The sequence below is a fragment of the Tropicimonas marinistellae genome (genome assembly GCF_001509585.1).
Lineage (GTDB): Bacteria > Pseudomonadota > Alphaproteobacteria > Rhodobacterales > Rhodobacteraceae > Tropicimonas > Tropicimonas marinistellae.
The window spans coordinates 422,354-445,193 of record NZ_LNCI01000002.1; the positions used below are offsets into that span (position 1 = coordinate 422,354).

At 61.2% G+C, this 22,840-nt stretch carries 22 protein-coding genes and 1 pseudogene; 8 read left to right on the plus strand and 15 right to left on the minus strand.

Annotation, left to right across the window (positions count from 1 at the left end; translation table 11 throughout):
* Nucleotides 1-27: 27 nt before the first annotated feature.
* The 4 genes from ARC39_RS05235 to kdgR form a co-directional block, all read right to left on the minus strand.
* The gene (locus ARC39_RS05235) at nt 28-1,305 is read right to left on the minus strand and encodes an aspartyl protease family protein (protein ID WP_068111064.1); all 1,278 of its coding nucleotides are present in this window, start codon (nt 1,303-1,305) and stop codon (nt 28-30) included.
* 62 nt (nt 1,306-1,367) lie between these two features.
* The gene (locus tag ARC39_RS05240; RefSeq protein WP_068111068.1) at nt 1,368-2,132 is read right to left on the minus strand and encodes a CPBP family intramembrane glutamic endopeptidase; all 765 of its coding nucleotides are present in this window, start codon (nt 2,130-2,132) and stop codon (nt 1,368-1,370) included.
* Between the two features lie 155 nt (nt 2,133-2,287).
* The gene (locus tag ARC39_RS05245; protein WP_068111072.1) at nt 2,288-2,530 is read right to left on the minus strand and encodes a hypothetical protein; all 243 of its coding nucleotides are present in this window, start codon (nt 2,528-2,530) and stop codon (nt 2,288-2,290) included.
* An 863-nt stretch (nt 2,531-3,393) separates the two neighbouring features.
* On the minus strand, nt 3,394-4,254 hold the full coding sequence (gene kdgR, locus ARC39_RS05250; protein WP_078059112.1) for a DNA-binding transcriptional regulator KdgR: 861 nt from the start codon (nt 4,252-4,254) through the stop codon (nt 3,394-3,396).
* A 217-nt stretch (nt 4,255-4,471) separates the two neighbouring features.
* Between kdgR and bglB the strand changes: the two genes are divergently transcribed.
* The 7 genes from bglB (at nt 4,472) to ARC39_RS05285 (ending at nt 10,889) form a co-directional block, all read left to right on the plus strand.
* The gene (bglB, locus tag ARC39_RS05255) at nt 4,472-5,590 is read left to right on the plus strand and encodes a beta-galactosidase BglB (protein WP_068111075.1); all 1,119 of its coding nucleotides are present in this window, start codon (nt 4,472-4,474) and stop codon (nt 5,588-5,590) included.
* Nucleotides 5,591-5,636: 46 nt separating this feature from the next.
* On the plus strand, nt 5,637-6,614 hold the full coding sequence (locus tag ARC39_RS05260; protein WP_068111078.1) for a TRAP transporter substrate-binding protein: 978 nt from the start codon (nt 5,637-5,639) through the stop codon (nt 6,612-6,614).
* 2 nt (nt 6,615-6,616) lie between these two features.
* Nucleotides 6,617-7,129: a TRAP transporter small permease gene (locus tag ARC39_RS05265; protein WP_068111081.1), complete on the plus strand. Its 513-nt coding sequence runs from the start codon at nt 6,617-6,619 to the stop codon at nt 7,127-7,129.
* 3 nt (nt 7,130-7,132) lie between these two features.
* Nucleotides 7,133-8,431, plus strand: coding sequence for a TRAP transporter large permease (locus ARC39_RS05270; RefSeq protein WP_068111086.1), 1,299 nt, complete (start codon nt 7,133-7,135; stop codon nt 8,429-8,431).
* A gap of 69 nt (nt 8,432-8,500) precedes the next feature.
* Entirely contained in the window at nt 8,501-9,325 is an 825-nt protein-coding gene (gene kduI, locus ARC39_RS05275) for a 5-dehydro-4-deoxy-D-glucuronate isomerase (RefSeq protein WP_068111089.1), read from the plus strand.
* Nucleotides 9,322-10,062, plus strand: coding sequence for a 2-dehydro-3-deoxy-D-gluconate 5-dehydrogenase KduD (gene kduD / locus ARC39_RS05280; protein WP_068111092.1), 741 nt, complete (start codon nt 9,322-9,324; stop codon nt 10,060-10,062). The genes kduI and kduD overlap by 4 nt, the downstream gene beginning before the upstream one ends.
* Complete coding sequence (locus ARC39_RS05285) at nt 10,059-10,889, plus strand: alpha/beta hydrolase family protein (RefSeq protein ID WP_149866316.1); 831 nt, start codon at nt 10,059-10,061, stop codon at nt 10,887-10,889. Before kduD ends, ARC39_RS05285 begins: the two co-directional genes overlap by 4 nt.
* A 300-nt stretch (nt 10,890-11,189) precedes the next feature.
* On the opposite strand, the gene ARC39_RS05290 is transcribed toward ARC39_RS05285, so the two are convergent.
* On the minus strand, nt 11,190-11,741 hold the full coding sequence (locus ARC39_RS05290; protein WP_068111098.1) for a YgjV family protein: 552 nt from the start codon (nt 11,739-11,741) through the stop codon (nt 11,190-11,192).
* Nucleotides 11,742-11,938: 197 nt separating this feature from the next.
* Here ARC39_RS05290 and ARC39_RS05295 point away from each other — a divergent pair, with 197 nt between their 5' ends.
* Nucleotides 11,939-12,565: a TetR/AcrR family transcriptional regulator gene (locus ARC39_RS05295; RefSeq protein WP_068111101.1), complete on the plus strand. Its 627-nt coding sequence runs from the start codon at nt 11,939-11,941 to the stop codon at nt 12,563-12,565.
* A gap of 31 nt (nt 12,566-12,596) precedes the next feature.
* Here ARC39_RS05295 and ARC39_RS05300 read toward each other — a convergent pair whose 3' ends face one another.
* The 10 genes and pseudogenes from ARC39_RS05300 to ARC39_RS05340 all read right to left on the minus strand — a co-directional run bounded on the left by ARC39_RS05300 (nt 12,597) and on the right by ARC39_RS05340 (nt 22,782).
* On the minus strand, nt 12,597-14,087 hold the full coding sequence (locus ARC39_RS05300) for a sensor histidine kinase (RefSeq protein ID WP_149866317.1): 1,491 nt from the start codon (nt 14,085-14,087) through the stop codon (nt 12,597-12,599).
* Nucleotides 14,084-15,139, minus strand: a complete 1,056-nt coding sequence (locus ARC39_RS05305) for an adenylate/guanylate cyclase domain-containing protein (RefSeq protein ID WP_068111107.1) — start codon at nt 15,137-15,139, stop codon at nt 14,084-14,086. The genes ARC39_RS05300 and ARC39_RS05305 overlap by 4 nt, the downstream gene beginning before the upstream one ends.
* Before the next feature lies 1 nt (nt 15,140).
* Nucleotides 15,141-15,500, minus strand: coding sequence for a group I truncated hemoglobin (locus ARC39_RS05310; protein ID WP_078059089.1), 360 nt, complete (start codon nt 15,498-15,500; stop codon nt 15,141-15,143).
* A 39-nt stretch (nt 15,501-15,539) separates the two neighbouring features.
* Nucleotides 15,540-16,400 carry an alpha/beta fold hydrolase gene (locus ARC39_RS05315; RefSeq protein WP_068111110.1) on the minus strand — a complete coding sequence of 287 codons (861 nt, stop codon included), beginning with the start codon at nt 16,398-16,400 and terminating at the stop codon, nt 15,540-15,542.
* A 101-nt stretch (nt 16,401-16,501) separates the two neighbouring features.
* Nucleotides 16,502-17,677, minus strand: coding sequence for an NAD(P)/FAD-dependent oxidoreductase (locus ARC39_RS05320; RefSeq protein ID WP_068111112.1), 1,176 nt, complete (start codon nt 17,675-17,677; stop codon nt 16,502-16,504).
* 15 nt (nt 17,678-17,692) lie between these two features.
* Nucleotides 17,693-18,943 (minus strand): flavin-containing monooxygenase, encoded by a 1,251-nt coding sequence (locus tag ARC39_RS05325; protein WP_068111115.1) that lies wholly within the window; start codon nt 18,941-18,943, stop codon nt 17,693-17,695.
* 462 nt (nt 18,944-19,405) lie between these two features.
* Complete coding sequence (locus tag ARC39_RS05330) at nt 19,406-19,984, minus strand: OsmC family protein (RefSeq protein ID WP_068111119.1); 579 nt, start codon at nt 19,982-19,984, stop codon at nt 19,406-19,408.
* Between the two features lie 1,074 nt (nt 19,985-21,058).
* Nucleotides 21,059-21,538 (minus strand): glutaredoxin family protein, encoded by a 480-nt coding sequence (locus tag ARC39_RS26370; protein ID WP_268874328.1) that lies wholly within the window; start codon nt 21,536-21,538, stop codon nt 21,059-21,061.
* Nucleotides 21,512-22,549: pseudogene (cysK, locus tag ARC39_RS05335) on the minus strand (cysteine synthase A); the annotation flags it as partial. The pseudogene cysK and the gene ARC39_RS26370, both read right to left, overlap by 27 nt.
* Before the next feature lie 44 nt (nt 22,550-22,593).
* Entirely contained in the window at nt 22,594-22,782 is a 189-nt protein-coding gene (locus ARC39_RS05340; protein WP_068111126.1) for a hypothetical protein, read from the minus strand.
* Nucleotides 22,783-22,840: the final 58 nt, after the last annotated feature.

Genomic DNA, 22,840 nt, shown 5'->3' on the forward strand with positions numbered 1-22,840 from the left:
CGGCGGGAGACTTCAGACGCGTTGGCGTTACTCTACCAGAAGGAATCCTTCGATGTCGCTCACATCGTAGGTCTCTCCGCCTTCTGTCGTGATTGTCTGGACGCCCGCTTCAGCCAGCGCGCAATAAACCTCGATGCCAGCAGCCGTCATGTCCTGACCGTTGATCGCCACAACTGTTTCGCCAAGGGTTAGGCCGGCGGTATCGGCACGCCCGCCGACCGCCAGAGACGTTACCGAGATTGACCCGTCCGGTTGCGGGCCGACACCGGCGGCAGGAACATCGGCGAGTACTGGCACGCTGCGATCTTTGGCGAGCGGGTCAAGATACATTGTCTCGGTCGACCAATCGAAGGTGACGACGAAATTCTGCAGGAACAAGTGGCCCATATTGCCCGCCGTAAGTGGCGCCATGCCGTCGCCGACGAAAACGGTTGTCGTGATTTCGGTGCCGCCGATGGACACCGGGAGTTGGATAGACGTTAGCCGGCTCTCGAATGCCCCGGCCGCGCCGCCGGCGATATTCGCCGTGACTGGGGCGCCATCGGGGAGCGTCAGCCCCGCCTCTTCGAAATCGGCGCTATTGATTGTCAGAGGGATGCCGCCGCCGGTATCGACGAGGAATTCGAGCTCTTGCCCGCCGACTTTCAACATGACCTGAGGCGAGGGGGAAAGCGTGCCTGGCCTGGTGTGGAACGGCAGTTCAATCGCGCCCTCGATATGATCAAGTTGGTCGATCGAGGCGGCCACGGTGATTTCCTTTTCACCGTAGTCCACCTGCCAGACAGCGTTGCGCATGGCCGGCGCGCCGAAGAGCCCGTGCGGGGAAATGCAGCTGAGCCCGCCCGGCGCGGTCCATCCGGATTGCGCGGTCACGTTTCTGATCGGGACATTGCCGCCAAATGTCGCCCCGGGGACGAGCAGCAGAGGGCTCCACATGATCGTGCCTCCGCCGGCGATGCTGGCCATCTCCACCAGCACTTCGCCGCCATGTTCCTCTGCGAGGGCGTCGGTCACGATTGTCGGGGCGCCGGTGTCGAACATGAAGGGCAGCGCCGGTCCATCGCCAAGGGAGATGTCCACGACGATATGTGCCAGGACATCGCGGTAGGGGATCGTGACGGGCAGGGCCTCGGTTTCAAAAAGGTTCACCGTGGGCAGAAACTCCTCAGACTTGGCGAGGAAAGCGGTCAGCGATTCCAACCGTTCCTTATCCTCTGGCTTCATCTCAGGCTCCTGCGCGACAGAAGCGGCTGGAAAGAGCATGGCGGCAAGTACGATCAGAGCGCGTCGCGATGCGGATATCATGGGAGTATCTCCGGATGGCTGAAAACCTGGAAGGCCAGTGCGGGAGTGCAGGGGGGCCGTCATCACGGCCTTCTCGAATTGGGCGATCCTCGGTCGCGACGCAGCACGAGGATGACGAGGATAATTGAGACGATATAGGTCCCGAATTGGAACAAGGTGATCAGAGATGATCCCTCGGCGCCGGACGCAGCCTTTGAGAAGGTCGAGAAGTCCCAGGCCGCGTGCACGAACATCGGCAACAGGATCGTGCCGCTGAGACGCCGGAGCAGGTAGAACCCGCTGCCCGCGAGGAAGGCGAAGCCCACCTGTGCTACGGCTGCGAAAGGCGGCAGGCCGAACAGGGCGTTCGGCAGGTGCATCAGGCCGAAAAGCAGGCTGGAGACGAACCAGACCAGTGTCTCGCTCTGCGTCGAGCCGCGCCCGCCGACCACGAGAACGCCGCGTGTAAGTGCCTCTTCGTTGAAGCCAACCAGAATAGCGGCGAGGAACAGGAATGTCAGATGCGTTGCGGCGATCTGGCTCCAATCCGCAGCGGTCAGGTTGAGTAGGATGAAGCCGCCCGTGACGACGAGGATTCCCCAGAGCGTCCATCCCGGCCCGCCGCGCCTGTCTTCGGTCATGACCGGGCGCCACCAGCCCAGATAGGACAGAGTTGCGGCGAGAAAGATCGCTCCGAAGAAGAGCGGTAGGACTGTCGTGGTGGCAATGCGGTCGGGGTCGGTGAGCGTCAGGTAATTCGCATCCGTCGCGAACCAGGTGCCGAATATGACAAGGGTATAGATGACATAGACGATGGCCGCCGTGGCCAAACGCGGTTTGATCTTCATTCCCTGTTCCTCGTACTGCAAGAAGTCTGATCGCAAAGTGTGGCAGTCAACTGGTGAAGTGAATGCCCTTGGAGTGTGTCCCCATTCCCTGTGGGCAGGCAAGCTGGCCGCGCACGTTCAAGTGCGGGTCCGACGCCACCGGACCCGCCAGACCGTCAGAACCGGAGCGAGCCACCTTTTTCGGCGCCGAGGCTGTACACGTATTGTATGGGTTGCGCAGAGGAGCCGTAGCGCAGCGTCGCGTTTCCGCTTGACCCGTCGGTGCATGTGATGTGCGAGAGTTCGGATCCAACGGCCGAGGGCGTCTCGTCGTAGACGGCGGTACAGGTGTAGTCGAGCCCGGCAGATAGCGTGGCGACCTGATTGCCATCATCACGGGTCCGAAGCGCAACCGACACGACATCTCCGCCGTAATCCTAACCGGAAGCAGTTGCCGTCGGCGTGGCAATGCCGGATGTTTCCATGCACCCCGCAAGGACCGCGCCAACGCCGAGCAGCGCAATAAGCCTGAGTTTCATCATTTCCCTCATTGTATCAATCGACCGGTATCGAGAGCCGAGGTGGCCACCGGATACCCGCAACCTGGAATTCCCCAGCCGCCGGCTGTGTCATTGAAATCTATAGCTATTCAAGACTGCCAACTATCCTGTATCGGTCCCCGCCAATCCAGTTTGAGCCGATTGTATTGCGTTTTTCTCGACCTTTTCGCGCACATGTCCTGCGACCGCGTCCTGCTTTCGTACCCAATCTGTCCGCGCCACTTCGTAGGGCCGCAGCCACCGGCCAGCGCGGGGAGGGCTCAGCGGTGGCAGGCCGGTATGGACGTGCGATTATTGCAGCCGCTCGATCCTGGCATCGGATGCTGAGAGTAGAGCATCCGTGCAGGACGACCCTGCCTGGATGCGGCGCCTGTTCGGCGCGTAGAGCACGGCGCAACCGCCTGCCCACAGAACCTCGACCTCGCCGGTCGGGCGGATGAAGAGGTCAGGTGAGGCGGAGCTGCCGGCCGGGAAGTGGTGACCGGCGCCGGTCGCAACCGGGGCGCCGCCTTCGCGCAGGTAGTGGCCCGTGACCCTTGCCAGGCGGAGGGACCGTGTGCCGTTTCAGCTGCTGTTAGACGTCTGCTCGCGCGCTGTTCCCGGACTTGCCGGCAAGTTTCTTCACCGAAGACTGCAAGATTTCACGAGCCAGCGACTTCGCGATTTGTTGGGACGTCATCGGGTCCAGCTCGTTCGCTATGGAGGCACGGCTGCCCGAGGTTTCACAACGGTTGGTTTCCATCGCTCGTGGCCACGCCTTGCGTCGACGAAGTGTCTTGTCCGGCGCCAAGCGTGCCCCCCGAATAACCGAGTGCTCTCGACGCCTCGTCGCCGCATTCTCTCAGGAGCGTCGTGTATTCCGGCTTTTTGCTTTCCTCGAACCGGAACAATGGGAAGGAGATGCTGATCGCCGCGACGGAGCGCCCGAGGTGATCGAGGATCGGCGTCGCCATGCAGCGAACGCCTGCTTCGCTCTCTTCAATCTCCTCGGCGTATCCCTGCGCACGGACCGTCTGAAGCTGTGCCTGCAGCGTGTCAGGGTCGGTGATCGTATTTGGGGCAAGCTTGACGAACTGCATCGTCCTCAACCGATCCTCGATCTCGAACTCATCTCGCCATGCCAGTAGGGCTTTACCCAGCGAGGTGCTGTGCAGAGGATTCCGGTAACCAAGCGTCGATTGCATGGCGAGGCTGTAGGCGGAATCGAACTTGTGGATGTAAGTGACGAAATTCTCGTGCCCATCCAGCACGCCGAGATTGATAGACTCGCCTGTCGCCCGGCTGAGTTTGCCCATCACCGGGTCCGCCACGCGCAGGATGTCTGCCTGTCCCTGGAGCGAGCGCGCGCCGAGGCTGAAGAGTTTCAGCGTGAGAAGGTATTTCTCGGTCTCAGGCTCTTGTTCGACATACCCCAGGTCGACCATCGTCTGCAGCAACCTGTGGGCGGTGGTCTTGGAGGTCATGGCACCCTGAGCGAGCTCTGCCAGCCCGGCACGCTTCTCTTGGACTAGTGTTTCAAGGACCGAGAAGACCTTGAGCACGGCAGCAACGTTTTCGGTTTTGGGGGGGCGTTGAGTCGACATGGCCATTCCACATTTTCTGGAACCGCATTCTGAAATTCTTGACATGGAATGTCAAGAGAACTCAGTTTGACGCGACAAACATCTGAAAATATGTGGTATTTTCAAGTGTGGTTTGATGCCTCGACGCCCCCTTGCATCGCAAGTCGGAATATGCTTTCCTAATTTTCGAAACAGCATTCCGAAAAAATCGGCAAGCGATACCGAAGGAGGACAGGCGTTGCACCCGCTGCTCAGACAGAAAGATCACTTCACGACACCGGAAAATGTGCGCGAGTTGATCGAACGCCTCACCGACAACCTGATCAACATCACCGACGAGACCGGCGAGTTCCTGCTGCGGCTCGAAGACGGCCGGGTGATCGACACCAAGGGCTGGGCTGGTTGGGAATGGACCCACGGTATCGGACTCTATGGCCTGTTCAAATACTGGCAGCTCACTGGCTCCGAGATGGCGATGAAGGTCATCACGGAATGGTTCGAGGCGCGGCTGGCCGAGGGCACGCCGACCAAGAACATCAACACGGTGGCGCCTTTCCTGACGCTGGCCAACCTCTACGAGTACCGTCCGGACCCGACCTGGGTCCCCTATTTCGAGGCCTGGGCGGAGTGGGTCATGCACGAGATGCCACGGGTGCGTGAGGGCGGGTTGCAGCACATCGTCTACAACTCGGTCAACGACCAGCAAATGTGGGACGACACGCTGATGATGTCCGTCCTGCCGCTGGCCCGTATCGGGCAGGTGCTGAACCGCCCGGAATACATCGAGGAAGCCAAATACCAGTTCCTGACCCATATCCACTACCTTGCCGACCGCAAGACGGGGATGTGGTTCCACGGCTGGACCTTTGACGGCAATCACAACTTCGCCGAGGCTCTCTGGGCGCGTGGCAATTCCTGGATCACCATCGCCATTCCCGAATTCATCGAGATGGTGGACCTCAGGGAAGGCGACCCGGTTCGGCGTCACTTGATCTCCACCCTGCGCCGGCAGGCCGAAGTGCTGCGCGACACGCAAGACGACAGCGGCCTGTGGCACACGCTGGTGGACGATCCGTCGAGCTATCTCGAAGCCTCTGCCACCGCCGGTTTCGCCTACGGCCTGATGAAAGGCGCGCGCAAGCGCTATATCGACCCGTCCTTTGCCGAGGTGGGCGAGAAGGCCGTCCGTGGCGTGATCGAGAATATCGACGCGGCGGGCGAGCTTCAGCAGGTCTCCTTCGGCACGGCCATGGGCGATACGCTCGATTTCTACCGCGAAATCAAACTGACCTCGATGCCCTACGGGCAGGCGATGGCGATGCTCTGCCTGAGCGAATACCTTCGGACCTTTATCTGAGAAGCATGCGGATATGGTCTATCATTCCCAAACGAGGAGGACACACATGCTCAAGTCCCTGACTGCCGTTTCGGTGGCCGCGCTGATCGTCGGCGCCCCGGCGGCGATGGCCGAAACCCTCAAATTCGCGTATGCGAGCAATGCCACGCCGACCGTCGAAGCGATGCAGAAGTTCGGTGAACTGGTGGCCGAGAAAACCGGCGGCGATGTGACCGTCCAGTACTTCCCCGACAGCCAGCTTGGCGGCGAGCGCGAGCTTGTCGAACTGGTCAAGGCCGGCACCATCGACATGACCAAGGTGTCTGGCGGGCTGATGGAGAGCTTCGCCCCGATCTATGGCGTCTTCTCCATGCCCTATCTCTTCGACAGCGAAGCGCATTTCTACAAGGTCATGGACGATGCGGGCATCATGCAGCCGGTCTATGACACCACGAGCGGCGACGGTTTTGCTGCCGTGACCTATTACAACAGCGGCGCGCGCAGCTTCTATACCTCCGAGAAGCCGATTGAGAGCGTTGCGGACCTCAAGGGCCTGAAATTCCGCGTTATGCAGAGCCCGACCTCGATCAAGATGGTCGAGCTGCTCGGCGCCACGCCGATCGCCATGGGGCAGGCCGAAGTCTACACCTCGCTGCAGCAGGGCGTGCTCGACGGGGCCGAGAACAACGAATACGCCATCACCATCGCGCGTCACGGCGAAGTGGCCAAGCACTATAGCTATGACGTGCACAGCCGCATCCCCGACTTCGTGCTGATCTCCACACGCACGCTCGACAAGCTGTCGGAAGAAAACCGCGCTGCTGTTCTGGAGGCCGCGAAGGAATCGACCGAGTACCACAAGCAGGTCTGGGGTGAAGCAATCGAGGCCGAAAAGACCAAGAGCGCCGAGGAGTTCGGGGTGCAGTTCTACTATCCGGACGTGGCCGAGTTCCAGGCCGCGGTTCAGCCGATGTACGAAGAGCTGAAGGCCGAGCCCGAGAAATACTCGGTCTATGAAGCCATCCGCGCTGTGGCTGGAGAGTAACCATGAAAGCGGCACGTCGCATTCTCGATTCCGTCGTAGGGGCGGCGTGCTGCCTCATCCTGGCGCTGATGATCGTGGTCTTGGCTTGGCAGGTGTTCAGCCGTTACGCGCTGAACACGCCATCCACCTTTTCCGAAGAGATCCTGCGCTATGGCATGATCTGGTCGTCCTTCCTCGGGGCGGCCTATGCCTGCAGCCGGGGCACCCACATGGCCGTCGGCCTGGTGCGTGACATGGCAAAGGGCCGGCTGGCCTACCTGCTGCACTTGCTCGTTCCGATCTCCTTCCTGATCTTCTCGGTCACGGTGCTGATCGTTGGCGGATTGCGGGCGATGGATATCGCCAGCGGCCAGTATAGCGCAGTGCTCCAGATCCCCATGGTCTGGGTCTACGCGGCGATGCCCGTGGGCGGCGCCTTCATGGTCGTCTACAGCATTCTTAACTTGCTCGAACGCCTATTCGAGACCCGCGAGGAAGCGGATCCGCTCGAAAAGGCAATGGCTTCGGGGGACTGACACGTGGCTGGACAAGCAAGCCTCATCCTGATCTCGGTTTTCGGGTTCCTGGCGATCCTCGGCATTCCGCTGGCGATCTCGCTGACCGCGGCGGCCTTTGCCTCGGTGCTGCTGATGGTGCCCGTGGACATGGCGCTTTTCACCTCGGCTCAGAAGATGGTGGCGAGCCTCGACAGCTTCTCGCTGCTGGCGGTGCCCTTCTTCATCCTCTCCGGCGTAATGATGAATTCCGGCGGTATCGCGATCCGTCTGGTGAATTTCGCGCAGTTGCTCGCCGGGCGCATTCCCGGGTCGCTGGCGCAGACCAATATCGCCGGCAACATGCTCTTCGGTTGCATCTCCGGCTCCGCCATCGCCGCGTCGACCTCCATCGGCGGCGTGATGATCCCGATCCAGGCGGACAACGGATACCACCGGCCCTTCGCGGCCGCAGTGAACATCGCCTCGGCACCGACGGGGATGCTGATCCCTCCGACAACGGCCTTCATCATCTATTCGCTGGTCTCGGGCGGCACTTCTGTTGCGGCCCTCTTCCTTGGCGGCGCGATGGCCGGCACGCTCTGGGGGCTTGGGCTGATGGCGATGACCCTGATCGTCGCCAAGAAACGCGGCTACAAGCTGGCCGACCGTCCGACCCTAAAAATCGCCGTCAAGACCACGCTCGATGCGATCCCCAGCCTGCTGCTGATCGTCTTCGTCATTGGCGGCATCGTGATGGGCATCGTCACACCGGTCGAAGCCTCGGGTATCGCGGTGATCTACACGATGCTGCTCGCCTTCGTCATCCACCGCACCAAGCCCATCACCGAGTTCCCGAAATTCCTGCTGGAAACAGCGGAGATGACCGGCGCGATCATGCTGCTTCTGGCAGCCTCCGCGGCGCTCTCCTTCTCCATGGCCTTCACTGGCATTCCTGCTGCCGTCACCTCGCTGGTGCTGGGCATCTCGGAGAACCCGATCATCGTGCTATTGATCATCAACGTGCTGCTGATTGTCATCGGCTGCTTCATGGATATTGGTCCGGCGATCCTGATCTTCACCCCGATCCTGCTGCCCATCGCGCAACAGATCGGCGTCGATCCGGTGCATTTCGGCGTCATCATGATCTTCAACCTCGCCATCGGCACCATCACTCCACCCGTGGGCACGGGTCTCTTCATCGGTGCCAGCGTCGCCAAGGTGAAGGTGGAACAGGCCATCGTCGCGTTGCTGCCCTTCTACGCGCTGCTCTTCGTGATCCTGTTTCTCGTCACCTATTGGCCGGGCCTGACCATGAGCCTCCCGAGGCTGTTCGGCTTCTGACCCCGTTCCTCCCTCACTGGCCGGCCGTTGCGCCGGCCACTTTTTTGACCTTTCCTCAAGGAGACTGTCATGCTGACCGTCCAGACCCGTCATGCCGTTCACCCAAATCACGCCAGGGCAATGGATACTGACGAGTTGCGTGAACACTTCCTCGCGCAGGATCTCTTCGCGCCGGGTGATATCCGCCTTGTCTACACCCATTACGACCGCTTCACCCTCGGTGGCGCGGTGCCCGCGGGCGGCGCGTTGGTGCTCGACAAGGTGGAAGAGACCAAGACGCCTTCTTTCCTCGACCGGCGCGAAATGGGCATCGTGAATATCGGCGAGACCGGCACCGTCTCCGCCGCTGGAGAGACCTGGACGCTCGATGCCGGTGACGTTCTCTATCTCGGTGTGGGCGCAGGCCCCGTCACTTTCGGCGGCAATGGCCGTTTCTACATTACCTCGGCGCCCGCGCACCGGACCTTCCCGAACAAGCTGATCACGCTCGCCGATTGCGTCGAGGTCAAGATGGGCGCGGTCGAGACTTCCAACAAGCGTACCATCAAGCAGTTCATCCACCCGCAGGTAATGGAAAGCTGCCAGTTGATCGTCGGCTACACAACGCTGGAGGACGGTTCGGTCTGGAACACCATGCCGGCACACATCCACGACCGCCGGATGGAAGCCTATCTCTATTGGGGCATGGCACCTGAAGCGCGCGTACTGCACCTGATGGGGGAGCCGGAGCAAACGCGACATCTCTTCATCGCCAACGAGGAAGTGGCGATCTCTCCTGCATGGTCGATCCACGCCGGTGCGGGCATCGGCGGCTACACCTTCATCTGGGCCATGGCCGGGGACAATGTCGACTATACGGATATGGAGTTTGTCCAACCGGGAGAGCTTCGGTGAATGCGTTCTCACTCGACGGCCGGACGGCGTTGGTGACCGGTGCCAATACGGGCATCGGTCAGGCCATCGCCGTTGCACTCGCGGAAGCGGGCGCTGCCGTGACCTGCGCCGGGCGCCGCGACTGCGACGAGACGGTGGAGAGAATTCGCTCTGCCGGAGCTACCGGCGATAGTCTGCGCCTCGACTTCGGCGATCCGATGGCCGCGAAGGACCTGTTCGACGAACGGCCCTTCGACGTTCTGGTCAACAACGCCGGGTTGATCCGCCGCGCGGATGCCACCGACTTCTCGGAAAGCGACTGGGACGACGTGATGGACGTGAACCTGAAGGCCGCGTTCTTCACCTGCCAGAGCTTTGCCCGCGCCGTCTTTGCCCGCAACGGAGGTGGCAAGATCGTGAACATCGCCTCGCTTCTATCCTTCCAGGGAGGCATCCGAGTAGCGTCCTACACGGCCTCGAAACATGGCATCGCGGGTATCACCAAGCTGTTGTCGAACGAATGGGCGGCGCGCGGTATCAACGTCAACGCAATCGCGCCAGGTTACATCGCCACCAACAACACCGAGGCCCTGCGCGATGACCCGAAGCGTTCAGAGGCAATCCTCGATCGGATTCCCGCCGGACGCTGGGGCGATCCGACCGACATCGCGCAAAGCGTTGTCTTTCTCTCGGCACCGGCGTCTGACTACGTGCATGGAGCGGTGCTGAACGTCGATGGCGGGTGGCTGGGCCGATGAGCGGACTTCCAGCAACCATCCCTCCGTCACCACCGGCACCTTCGGTCGTGTGTCTCGGCGACGGGGCGGAAAACGCCATCCTGGGAGACTGGCCGGACCGGCGGTTCGATGGCGTTCACCGCGCAGAACTGCATTCCCACCGGATTGCCGCCCCGCGCGCGATGGCGCTGGTCTGTGTTGGCGGGGGATACACTGGCCTCGTCTACGACAAGGAAGGCACCGAAATCGCGCTCTGGCTGAACGCAATCGGGCTCGATGCCCATATCCTCATCCACAGGCTGCCGGGCGGAACCGATGGTGCAGGGTTACGGTTCGGCAAGGACATTGCCTTGCGAGACGGATTGAATGCGCTGGAGTTGCTGGCTGACCGCCATCCAGACCTGCCGCTTTTTCATGTCGGGTTGTCCTCGGGTGGTCATCTATCGGCTGTGCTCGCATGCCATTCACAGCCGATTTCCGCGCGGGGTGTGCTGATCGGATATGCGCCGCTCAATGCGAACCATCGGGATCACAAATTCCCGCCCGGCAAACCCGATTACCCACCCATCGAAAAGCAGGACTTCTACGACGATTGGCCAATCGGTCTGACGAACCATGAGGACGCGATCCCGCATGTTCCGGTGTTCCTGGCCTATGCGCTGCGGGACAAGTCCGTACCGGTCCAGCATGCGACGCGCCTGATCGAAACCGCAGCGCGGCAAGACCTCGACCTCGACGCCCACATCTTCGGCGCCGCGCCGCATGGGTTTGCATTGCGGGATCGGGCCGGCTCGCATGTCGCCTGGCCGGACCTTGCGCGCCAATGGTTCGACCGCTTTCTGGCGTGATCGATATGCGACGCCACCGTTGTTTGGCGCGCCGAAAGCAGACCTCATTCCGGCCCCGGCCGGAGCGATCTGGCTGGCCGTACAAACCGCATCATGATGCAAGTGTCGTGAAAGCCGACGGCGCGCCGGCCGTGTCGAGCGGACAGTCGAGCGTGAGCGAGAAAAGGGACAGAACTGGTGCCAGATCATGCGACAGGGACGCCGTGCCCAGGTTGACGCGCATAGCTTCCGGCATGCTCCGGCGCGGACAGTGTGCGCCAGATCGCGAAGGCCGGGTGGGCGCATGATATTGCTTTTCGTTCATGCGCTGGCCGATCTGGCGGCTCGACGGCGGGTAATCCACTCACGCCGGAGTGCCGCCGCACCGATGGCAAACGACAGGATTGCGCCGGCCAACGCCGCAATCGCCCCAACGGTGAGATCGTGACCGATCCCGAACGGGGATGCGGCGAGCATGATCGCGCGCATCCGCAACAGGTCTCGCTGCATGCGACCTATCATGATCAGGCAACAGGCGCAGGTTGCGAGCACCGAAGGCAGTCCGCACCAGGTGAAAAACGCGAGCACGATCACAAGAGGGATGAACCCGAATCCCATCTTGCATAGCCAGGGTTTCTCGCCGGCAATCAAGGCTATGGCGCTTTGCATCGCTCCCACCAGACAGACGCTCGTTCCACTCCATTGATCCATCAATGCGTAATGCGTGGCGTAGCATCCGGCGATGCCAATCTGTGCAGCGAGAATCCGATTGCGGCGACGTAGCAGGGGCCAGATGAGTTGCCCAGCCAGCGCAGCGAATCCGAAGAGCGGGGCCAGCGGTATTTCCGTGATAGACGTGGCAAACATGGTCATCATCAGCTCCGGACAATTGCAGACTATTTGGTCTGTTTTAAACATACCGTTCGGTCTGTTTCAGAACTCGGTCAGATGACGTTTCGATTGTTTCTATGGCTGATATTTGTTGCTACGCTTGTCTTCAAAGCGTGAGTTGCCACGTAGGCGAGGTTCGGGTAGCCTGATCCAGACTATACAGACTGTTTGGAGGCGGTGTGTCCAAGAGAGGGGAATTGACGCGGGAGCATATTCTCGCAACGGCGAAGCGCCTGATCATGGAGAATGGATTCGCCGGAACGTCCGTCGACGACATTCTCAAGGCGGCCGAGGTCTCAAAAGGCGCGTTTTTCCACCACTTCAAGTCAAGGGCGGATCTTGCGTCGAAGCTGTTGCGGTGGCACGCCGCGCAGGACATCACGATGTTCCGGACTCTCGCGGCAGAGGCGGAGGCAACCCACGATGACCCCTACGATCAGTTGACAAGATTTCTGACGGATTTCGAGACCTACATCTCGAACCCGACTGAACCCTCACGCGGTTGCATGTATGCCGTCTTCACCTACGAGAGCGAGGTGTTCGACGAGGATGTAACCAGTCTCGTTGCGGACACGCTTCGGGAATGGAGCGCAATTTACATCCGAAAGTTCCAGGAGGTGATTGACCGGTACCCTCCACGGCGACCCGTTTCTGCGAAACAACTCTCAGAAATGATCGTATCGCTCATCGAGGGGGGGCTCGTCCTTCAACGCGCCTTTGGAAACACGCAGATTACCGCGCGGCAATCGGAACACTTCCGTGCCTATCTCGACCTTTTGTTTGCCGATTCAAGGGAAGCGGCATAGGCGCGTTTGCGGTGCGCGTCGCGGAGACGCGTTAATCCTGCGCGACTGGCAGGTCGATGTGAAAGGTGGCGCCCGTCGCGGTGTTTCGGTCAAGCTGGATCGATCCACCATGGGCAGAGACGACGCGATGGCAGAATGCAAGACCGACACCGGTGCCTTTTCCCTTGGATTTTGTGGTGAACAGCGGGTCGAAGATTCGTCCATGGATCTGCGTGGGAATACCCGGCCCGTTGTCCGAAAGCGTGAGACGAACGAAGTCGGTTCCCGAATGCCGTGCCCCGGCTATCCGAACCGAGCCGCCGATACCGGCGTCGCTCATCGCCTGTTCGGCATTGGTGAGGATGTTTAGGATCACCTGAACCATTTGAATGTCATCGACCGAAACCATCGGAAGGCTTGGCGGCAGGGTGACCTCTATTTTGGTGAAGGTGTCATCTGAATGACTGTGGAATGCGTCGATGGCGGTCTCAACGAGATCCGGCAATGTTGCCGGCGCCAGGTTGAGAGGTTGCTCCCGTGCCATCGAAAGAAACGTGCGGACGATCCGGACGCAGCGATCTGCGGCGTCGCTCAACTTGCCAACGCGCCTGAGCGCCGCATCGCTGAGCTCCTCTTCACTCAGCATCGTTGCATTCCCGACGACGACCGAAAGCGGATTGTTCAGTTCATGCGCGACGCTGGCGAGCAATTCGCCGAGGGCGGACATCTTCTCGGATTGGAAGGCGAGGTCCTTCTGCCGTTCGAGTTCCGCCTGCAGGGCCAACTCGTCGGTCAGGTCGATCATGTTCGCGACAACCACCTCATCGCCCCGATAGTCAATCAAGCGGGCGGAAAGCGACGCCGGGAATTCCGTTCCGTCGCGGCGCCGGCCCGTCACGCGCATGTCGTCCACGCGCGCATCCGGTAGCAGTGCGGTCACGAAATCGGCCCGCTCCTCGACACGTGCGAAGTGATCCCGGCTGTTTCGTGCGGCGCCAAGCAACTCCGTGGCGGCTGGTGTCCGGTAGAGTATCTGTCCGTCGCCGATCCGTGACATGGTGAGGTTTGCCGGACAGGCCTCCAGCACCTTTGACATGAGAACTTCGGCCAACTCATCGCTTTCGGCGCGGGCACGCTCGTCAACCACTTCGGCCTGGATCATCGCGTAACCGCCATTCGACGTGGATCGCAGGCGGATCTCGTAGGTCCTTGTTCCCTCTGGCCGGTGCTCAAGGCGCGTGTGTTCCGAGCGACCGTCGCCCAGCATCGTTTCTGCAAGTCGCAAGTCCTGACAAACCCGGCTTGCCATAACCCCGTGACGTTCGGCCTCGAGCAGGAATATCTCCCACGAGGAACCGTCTCGGATGTACTCCGCTATCGCTGAATAGGCAGTGCGGAAACTCGCGTTCGTTGCGGAGATCCGGCAGTCGGCATCGAAGAAGGCAACGGCCTCTTCCATCAGGTCGATCGCCTCGCGCATCGGTACAGCGTCTGTTGCAGCCAATTCATCCGGCAAGACGTGCATTCCGTGCGTGTTCGTCACGACAATCCATGCGCCTCGGATTGGCTCGCTTCTTCGAGGAGGAAGAGGCCACTTTGCGGTTCGGGCCGCGATTTGGCCGGCGCCAGCGGAGTCATCGCGAAGCGCGAATCCAGCAGGTCGCGAATGCTGGCGTCGGCCGCTATCGCCATTCCGGGCGCGCGCGCACGGGTCTTGCTCGCCTTTTCGACTGCGGGACCGAAAACATCGTAGATGTACTTCTGGACACCGACGACAGACCCCACGACCGGGCCGGACGCCAACCCAAGGCGCGCCTGCCAGCGGATCGGGTGGCTTTCGTTGCGACGCGAAAGGTAGCGCAGGAACCTCACGGCCGCGTTTGCAACCGATTCCGCATGATCGAGTACTGGGTCAGGCACACCGGAGACGGCGAAATAGCTGTCGCCATTGGTGCGAACACGTTCGCAGCCGAATTGCTCCCCGATCCTGTCGAAGGCCGTGTAGATGTCGTTCAACTCGCTGACGATCACCGCCGGATCGTTGACCTCGAGAACCTTGTCGAAATTCTCGAAGTCCAACGTGAGCACCGAGACGGATTCGAAAATCCGGGGCGCAACCACGCCGAATGACTTGTATTCCTCGTAGGCAGATCGCGGCATCATGTTGAGCAGGAGCTTCTCGACCTGTTCCTTCTCCCGCTTGATCTCATGCGTATTGCGCTCGACCATCATGGAGTAGGAGTCGATCATGGATTCCAACTCTTTGATCCGCGTGATGTTCTGACACACAAGAACCGCGATACGTTCGGATGCGTTCCCGGCCCGTGTTATGTCCAATGCAACTGTCATTCGCCGGCGCTTTATCTTGAAGTTCGCCTCGGCCGTGAACTTACCGCCGCCCGCCATCTCTGCGGCCAGCGCATCGAGGTCTAGCGAGGGAAAGATCTCTCCCAGACGCGCGCTCGCATCGGGCCCGCCGAACCACTCGTCGAACGTGTCGTTACGAAAACTCAACTCCAGTGTATCGAGGTCAATCAGGGCGACGCCGACACCGATTGCACGCAGCAATTGCTCGTTGATGGCCTCAATCGTCATGTCAGACGTCGATCAGGAGGTCGCGGCGCGCTTCGAAAGCGCCCAATACGGTCTCGATGTCGTCCTGCTCGACGCTGAATTCCTGCAGGGTCTCCTCGATCATCTCCTTGAGGCGGTCGAAATGCATCGGCGCGATTTCGAGATTGTGGTGCGCGCGCTGGATATGAGTGTCGGTGAACGAAGCCGGGCCGCCCATGAGTGACGCGACGAATTTCGTCTGATGATCTATGAGTTTCGGCATGTCGACGTCGTCGAAAAAGGGTCCGACGTCGTCGTCATCCAGCAGCTTGTCGTAAAGGCGCATTACGATCTTGCTGACCGTTGAAAACCCGCCGTACTTGTCGAATAGAGATTTCTCCACGGGTTTTTCCTCACGCGTTTTGGGTCTGGACAAGCGAACTTAGGCGGCATTCCGCAGGGTAACGTTGTTATCCTGCCATTGACGGCCGACCCGCACAAGAAATTCGACAATCATCGGATCGACGATGTGAGGATAGGTCAGTTGCGGGAAATGCGCCGCCCCATCGATCACCTCGTCGCGAAGGAAGGGGATGGATTGGCGCAGCTCCAGTGCGACCTGTTCCAGCATCCAGGATGTCCGGTTTCCCCGGATCATCAGGGTTGGACAGACAATGCCGGCAAGGTCGCCCGGGCTCATCCGGTCCGCCTCGATCGCGCGAAGATCAGACAAAGCTTGGCGGGCCTGGAGGGCAAGCGTCAAACGGTGCCGCTCGGATGTTCGAAGCCACGTTCCTTCGCCGTTCACGAGGTCGGTGTATCGCGCCATCGCACCACCGGCGTCTCCCGCCGCGAGCAGGTCGTTCATCCGTTCAACCGTCACCGAAACCTCGCGGTGGATCTGCCACACATCCTCGTGCACCGGGAACAGGCAATTGTAGGCGATTGGCTCAATCAACGTGAGACTCGCGACGTGGCCGGGATTGGCGGACGCGATCTTCATCGCAAGGACGGCGCCGAAATCATGGCCAACCAAATGGACCGGGCGATCCGGCAAGAGAATGCCCTGTGCCAGTTCTTCTGCGCTGCTGTCGAGCCTCGCAGGGTGGTCCGGCCGCCATCTGGAATCGCGACCATAGCCCGGCAGGCTTGGCGCGGAAACGGGCAGTCGGCAACCGATGTGCTCGCGCAGGCCCGTCCAAGTTGCCGGGTCCATGGCGGTGCCGTGCAACAGCACGACCGGATCGCTTGGCGTGTCGAAATGAGTGTTGGTTTCGGTATCAATTCCGGGGATCTGGATCATTTATCTATTCCCTTTAGGAGATACCCACGGGTCTAGTGCCAGCGTGTTTCATGGTGTTTTCGGTTCGCGGCGCGGATTGTTTCGATTGTATCGGGGCCAGGTCAGGCGGCGAGTTTCGAATTCACGAAGGCCGTTTCCATCCACCTTTGCTCGCGCTTCATCGTGTCGTTGAGGCGTTTGTGCAGGCCCTGCAAATCGCGGAGGTTCCAATCGAATGAGGCGATTTGGTCGGTGATATCGAACAACTCGCGCGACAGCGCGTCCCGTTGCCGCTGAAATGCGGCCAATGCTTGATCGGACCCGACGATCACCGCATCGGCGAGGATCTCGGCGTCGCGCAAGGCATCGGTAATTCCGTGCGCGGTCAGCGGGTCCTTGAAGTATCCTGCGTCGCCAACCAGCGCCCAGCCGGGACCAAAACTTTGGCGCATGTGGCCATGTGCTCCAGTAAAAACAATGGGATGTGAGACGGGCGCTGCTTCGGCCAGCAAGGCGCCAAAGCCAGGGTTTGCGCGAGCGGCTAATTCAACCAGCAACTCGGACGGCTTGTATGCCGTGCGCAGCGCGCGAAACGCCCCGTCGGGCACCGCGCCGAAAACGCAATGCGCGCCACCGTTGGTCGGTATCGCGCCTGCGGAGGCGGACTCGTCGTAGAACCACCGATACCCGTCATCGGGGATACCCTCGAAATATCCGTAGACACAGCCGGTTTTATGGGACGATGCGGCATAGGCTTCGGCACCGACCTGGCGTGCGACCGAGGAACGCCGCCCATCCGCACCGATAGAAATGCCCGCCGACACGCGATAGGTCTTCCCGTTGGGTCCTGACAATTCTGCACCGGTTACCCGTCCGGTGTCGGCGTCACGCAGCAATTTGCGCAATGCGGTTCGATGACGAACCTCCGCTCCCGACGCGCGGGCGGCTTCCACGAGTTGCGCGTCCAATACGCTCCGGCGCGGCGCGACAAGAAAGTCCACCCCAAAGCCCGGCCGGATGTCCAGCGGCAGCGCTTGGGTGCCATAGTGGAAGGTTGTTTTCCGCACCTTTGGCGTCCCGTCCGCCAGGAGCCCGTCAAGGAGACCCCAGCGGTCCAGTTGCATGACCGCGCCGCGCATCAGCGCGTGTGTGGACATCGTGTCGGTGCCGGGTTCATCCCGGTCGACGACGAGCACCTTCAGCCCGGCGCGGGATAGCAGCATGGCGGTTGCCGCGCCGGCACAGCGGGCGCCCACGATCAACGCGTCGAAATGGTCGGGTTTGATACGGTCACTCATGTCGTGTCTCCTGTGTCAAGCTGCGGCGCGGGAGTTGCCATCGAGATGCCGCGCAATTTCGGCGCTGATCTCGATCGCGTCCTGCCCGACACCGTCGATGAAGGTCGAATTGCGTCTGCGCATGAACGGCAGGCCGAGCGTGTAGAGACCGGGGCATTCCGTGATGCCGCCGGACTGAGTAATCTCGCCGGAGGCGTCGAGTACGGGTACTTGAAGCCACGGGTAGGTGCGACGAAACCCGGTAGCCCAAACGATTGTCCGGATGCCGCTGGCTCGCAAATCCAGGCCGCGGGTGTCGGCACTGTTTGGCAGGCTCAGCAACGCCGCTCGCTCGGCGGGCAAGGCGGCAGCTCCGGTCGTGCGGATGAAGTTGTCGATCCGCGCAAGCGTTCGCTCCCGCCGCGTTTCGGCTGCCAGAACGTCAGTTTGAAGATTGTCGTCGAAGCGTGCGTTCGCGCCATCGATACCGCGCAGGCGGCCAGTGACGGTCACGCCGAGTTTCGCAAGCGTCATCAAATCTATGTCGCGCGGCGGAGATGACCCGACCAGCTGCAAGGAAGGTTGAGTGAGCGCCCGGTCGCTTGGCACAGACGGGTCGCGCGCTTCGGAGAGGACGCCGCAGCGATCCAGCCACTCCAGAATGTCCCTGCCTCGGTAGCGACGGGGTAGCCGGACATGCGCGCCGGCGGCCAGTGTTACAGGCCTTCCGGACTGGTGGATTTCGTCTGCCAATTGCACGCCGGTTGCAGATGCCCCAACAACCAACACGCCACCGGGGTCGAGCTGCCCCGGATGCACATAGGTGGCGGTCGTCACCTGGGCGATGTCGCTTGCCACGTCGCGGGCGAAGCCAGGAACGGCGGGGCGGTCGCAGGCGCCAGTGGCGATGACCACGGATCGCGCGGTCCAATCGCCGCTTTTCGTGCGAACATTGAATCCTTCCGGCGTCCGGCAGACGCTTTCCACACCGGAAAACTCCTCGACCGGCGCGGAGAACGAGCGGGCGTAGCGGTTCAGCATCCCGACGACCTCGTCCTTGTGCATGAAACCGCCGGGGTCGTTGCCGCGGTAGTGCCAGCCAGGGAGGCGGGTCATCCAGTTGGGTGTCAGCAGGTGAAGGGATGCCCAGCGTTCGGCCCGCCAGCGTTGCCCCACGGCACCGCGGTCAAGGATCACGTGGTCGATCCCGCGCACCGACAGGCTGTGGCTCATCGCCAGCCCGGCCTGTCCGGCGCCGATGATCAGGACGTCTGTCTTGCGGGTCATGCTGGGCTCCTTGGGCGTTCAGCGGGCAAAAATACCGGACAGAATGATGTTGATGCGGTCTCGCGCCCGGGGCGTGGCCTTGCGGGCGGTGCTTCGGTGCATCAGTTGAAATGCGTGGCGGTTGCTGCGGGAAAACCGGGCCATCCGGGGTCCTTTCGGGTCAGAGGATCCACCCGTTCTTGCGGTCGGGCAGGATGTTGGGGAGTCTCAGCGCACCGCAAACGGCTCGTTGGACTGCGGCGGTCGCACCGCGCCGCGGGAGGCGTCGCCGGTTCATCGGCGCGTCTCCGGCGCGGAAATGCGGCGACCGAGCGGCTCGCGGACATTCCTGTCGTGAAGAATGATACGTGACGCCACACGCGGTGCGGTGGCCATCCGGAAAACGATGGGGTGCATTATCATTGTCCTTGAAATCGATTTGTGAGGGGCGGCGGGCGCAATTCGCCCGCCGGAAGATGTGCGTCAGGTAGCGATTGCCACGTCGACCTTGGTGCCATTGGTGAGCATGTCGAACACGGCGGACCGGGCGATGGACTGCTGAACAACCTTCTCCAGTTGCTCGGCCGGGGCATTCCCCTTGATCTTCACCGTTGCCCGAATGCCCTCGTAGCCATTGCGAACGTCGTCGTTCAGGCCGAGGATGCCCTGCATGTCGATATCTCCCTCGACGGTCGTCTCAACGGACTCGAGGTCGATCTGGCGGACGGACGCGATATTGCCGACGCCGGCAGTGAGGCAGGCGGCGAGTGCGGAGAGCAGATATTCGACCGGGGTGGGCGCCTTGTCGGCACCGCAGACGACGGCAGGATGGTCGCCCTCGATCACGAAATCCTGGTCGCGGCTTTGCTCTTCACCGGCTCCGAAGAAACCGTTGACCGTGGCGCGGCTGTGCGTACCGCTGACCCACTCGCCCTTGGCGCGGAACTGGAATTTCGCCGCCGGCGGCATGTCCTTTACGACACCGATGGTGGCCAGGAGCGTGGGGACGTCGACGCCGTTCTTGGCGACCTTGGCGGGCTTTTCCATAACTGCGATGTTCATTTGAATGTTTTCCTGTCTGTGAAGTTTGATCTGTGAACGAACGGCCGTTGCGTATTGGCCATGACAGGAGTTCTACGGACCGCGCGTTTCAGAAAGCGGTCAGGTTTCAGGGCTTTGTGTATCAAGTGTTTCGCGTGTCGGTGGTTTTGTAACTGTCTGATAAGATAGGGAAAGCCCGCCGGAGCGCCCGGCGGGCCAACTTGGCAACCAGAAATTGTGAGAGATCAGCGCGCTGTCCAGGGGATCTGCAAGTCGCGCCATGCCTGTTCGATGCGGCGAGCGAGTTTCGGACCGAAGCTCTTGGGGTACCGTGCGTTTCCGACAGGGTTGCAATGGTGTCGAAAGCGTCGAGGGCGCCGGAGTTGATGTGTCCCACCGTGGCCAGAACGATAATAGGGTCAACGACCTCCCTCAGAGTACTGGTCAAGATCTGCTGGTTCGATCGCCACCTAGGCGTCAGTTGTGTCTTCGACCACGTTTCGCGTCCCGGTCCCGAGGTGCAGGATTGCAAAACGGCTGGAACCATGGGACGCATCCGCGGCGATAACCTCAACCCCGAGTGCATTGGCCAGTTTGAGCGCGTCGAATTGGTGCCCGGCTCGGAACCTCACCCTGCGCCAAGGCGAGGCAGATGAAGCCCGCGATCTTCGCGCCGGTTGTGAACACGATCGAAGCCGTGTGTGGCGGGTCCGCAAGATCTCAGAGCCAACCCGTCGCAATCTCGTCTACCGTCGCAGAAGCCGACCACTATTGACAGCTCCAAGCAATTCCGGCGCGAAACCAACAGCGTGAGCCGCACCCATGGCTGAGGAATGAAAGCCGGAGGCTGGTGTTCCCGACGAGGCACAGGTCCTCCGGAAGCGGGCCGCTAAACGCCCTTCGCAGGTCTTGTGCGGTGGCCATCGGATGGAGCGTCCGGGGGCGTTGCATTGTGTGCGAGCGTTTACCGCTCTGCGTGTCTCCCGGCGATGAGGCCGGGAAACCTGGTGTGTCGGAGCGATACAGTCCCCCGCGCTCGGCAGCCCACTGCATCGTTGTGGGGCAATGGGAAAGGAACGGTCTTGTTTCGACCTGTCACCTCGCGTGCAACCACTTTGGCAGGAAGGAATAGGCGTCGCGTTCCATGCCGTCATTGAACCCCACGGACGCCGTCGCAAGCGCGGCTTGAAGCTCTCCGGAATTGAACGCGTCGAAGGTTTCCGTCGCTCCTCCGATATGCTGTCCCCCGACAAAGATCTGAGGAATCGTCGGCGCACCTGTTATTTCACGCAGAACGGCCCTGTATCGGGTGGCCCGTTCGGGATCTCCATTCAGGAAGGCCACGGAGTCGAGGTCGACACTTTCGTAGTCGATGCCTGCTTCGGCGAACATATTGCGCACCGACCAGGTGAATTCGCACCATTCCAGCGCAAAGATGACCACTGGCTTGCTGGCAATGATCTCCTCGACCTCGTCCCGCGTCTGCGGATCGACTGCCGGCACGGCGGCGGTCGGGGCAGGGGCTGGCGCCGGCGTGGTCACGTCGAACCGGTAATTCGGCGTCGAGCGTGACACCGCCATTTCTGCCTCCGTCATGTCTTCGGGAACGTCGGCAAAGAGCGGCGTGGACAAGTATCGCTCGCCGGTATCGGGCAACATGGCGAGGATCTTCGAGCCCTTGGGTGCAGCTCGGGCAACCTCCAGCGCGGCGGCAAAGGTCGCACCGGAACTGATGCCGCAGAAGATACCTTCCCGCGCGGCCAGATCCCTTGCACATTGCATCGCCGCCTCGCCGGGCACCGGGCGGAAAGCGTCGATGTATCCGGCGTCGAGCACTTGCTGTGCGAGCTGCGAGATGAAGTCGGGCGACCAGCCCTGCATCAGGTGCGGGCGCCAGCTCGGATGGCTGCCAACGGCGACGCCATCGGCGTCAAACGTCTGAGCGACGCCCGAGTTCAGCAGCTGCGAATTGTCCGGCTCGGTTGCGATGATCTTCGTCTTTGGGCTGCGCTCCTTTAGCACGCGCGCAACACCGTTCATCGTGCCGCCGGTTCCGAACCCGGATACCCAGTAGTCCAGACCGTTTTCGCCAAAGTCTTCCAGGATCTCGACCGCCGTCGTGCGGGCATGGATCTCTGAATTGGCCGGGTTGTCGAACTGCTTGGTCCAGTACCAGCCGTGTTCCTCGGCCAGTTCCTTCGCCTTGGCGACCATGCCTGTACCTTTCTCGGAGGCTGGCGTCAGCACGACCTTGGCACCGAGGAACCGCATCAACTTCCGGCGTTCGATCGAAAAACTCTCCGCCATCACCAGAACCAGAGGGTACCCCTTCTGGGCGCAGACCATTGCCAGACCGATGCCGGTGTTGCCTGAGGTCGCCTCGACGACTGTCTGGCCGGGCTTCAGCTCGCCACTTTTTTCCGCGGCCTCGATTGCGCCGAGCGCCAGCCGGTCCTTGACAGAACCGAGCGGGTTGAAGGCTTCGCACTTCACGTAGAGTTCTACACCCTCCGGCGCCAGATTGTTGATGCGCACAACGGGTGTGTTGCCGATCGTGTCGAGAATGGATGATTTCGGTCCGGTCATGGATTGGTCCTCAAATGGGGTAGGGATTTGGAAGAATGCGGCCGTCAGGCGTTTGCATGATACATGTGCTGGCGCGTTTCGCGGCCTGTGAATCTCTCGTCCATCGACGCGATGCCGATGTCCGTGCTCAGTTGCGGGGTGCGGGGCAGACTGCGAGACGAGCCGCGCGGTACCAGAATATCCATTGCACCGTCGATCACGTAGGCGGTGTGGCGAATGCGGGGGGCGGTCATCGTTTCAGTCCTTATGAGAGAAAACTCGTTGGTGGCTTGTGCCGATAGAGTGATCTTC

What these genes read in the sequence shown, in the direction of transcription:
- ARC39_RS05235 (WP_068111064.1), bottom strand. Translation starts at nt 1,305, where the DNA reads ATGATATCCGCATCGCGACGCGCTCTGATCGTACTTGCCGCCATGCTC.
- ARC39_RS05240 (WP_068111068.1), bottom strand. Translation starts at nt 2,132, where the DNA reads ATGAAGATCAAACCGCGTTTGGCCACGGCGGCCATCGTCTATGTCATC.
- kdgR (WP_078059112.1), bottom strand. Translation starts at nt 4,254, where the DNA reads ATGTCGACTCAACGCCCCCCCAAAACCGAAAACGTTGCTGCCGTGCTC.
- ARC39_RS05260 (WP_068111078.1), top strand. Translation starts at nt 5,637, where the DNA reads ATGCTCAAGTCCCTGACTGCCGTTTCGGTGGCCGCGCTGATCGTCGGC.
- ARC39_RS05265 (WP_068111081.1), top strand. Translation starts at nt 6,617, where the DNA reads ATGAAAGCGGCACGTCGCATTCTCGATTCCGTCGTAGGGGCGGCGTGC.
- kduI (WP_068111089.1), top strand. Translation starts at nt 8,501, where the DNA reads ATGCTGACCGTCCAGACCCGTCATGCCGTTCACCCAAATCACGCCAGG.
- ARC39_RS05285 (WP_149866316.1), top strand. Translation starts at nt 10,059, where the DNA reads ATGAGCGGACTTCCAGCAACCATCCCTCCGTCACCACCGGCACCTTCG.
- ARC39_RS05290 (WP_068111098.1), bottom strand. Translation starts at nt 11,741, where the DNA reads ATGACCATGTTTGCCACGTCTATCACGGAAATACCGCTGGCCCCGCTC.
- ARC39_RS05305 (WP_068111107.1), bottom strand. Translation starts at nt 15,139, where the DNA reads ATGACGATTGAGGCCATCAACGAGCAATTGCTGCGTGCAATCGGTGTC.
- ARC39_RS05315 (WP_068111110.1), bottom strand. Translation starts at nt 16,400, where the DNA reads ATGATCCAGATCCCCGGAATTGATACCGAAACCAACACTCATTTCGAC.
- ARC39_RS05320 (WP_068111112.1), bottom strand. Translation starts at nt 17,677, where the DNA reads ATGAGTGACCGTATCAAACCCGACCATTTCGACGCGTTGATCGTGGGC.
- ARC39_RS05325 (WP_068111115.1), bottom strand. Translation starts at nt 18,943, where the DNA reads ATGACCCGCAAGACAGACGTCCTGATCATCGGCGCCGGACAGGCCGGG.
- ARC39_RS05330 (WP_068111119.1), bottom strand. Translation starts at nt 19,984, where the DNA reads ATGAACATCGCAGTTATGGAAAAGCCCGCCAAGGTCGCCAAGAACGGC.
- ARC39_RS05340 (WP_068111126.1), bottom strand. Translation starts at nt 22,782, where the DNA reads ATGACCGCCCCCCGCATTCGCCACACCGCCTACGTGATCGACGGTGCA.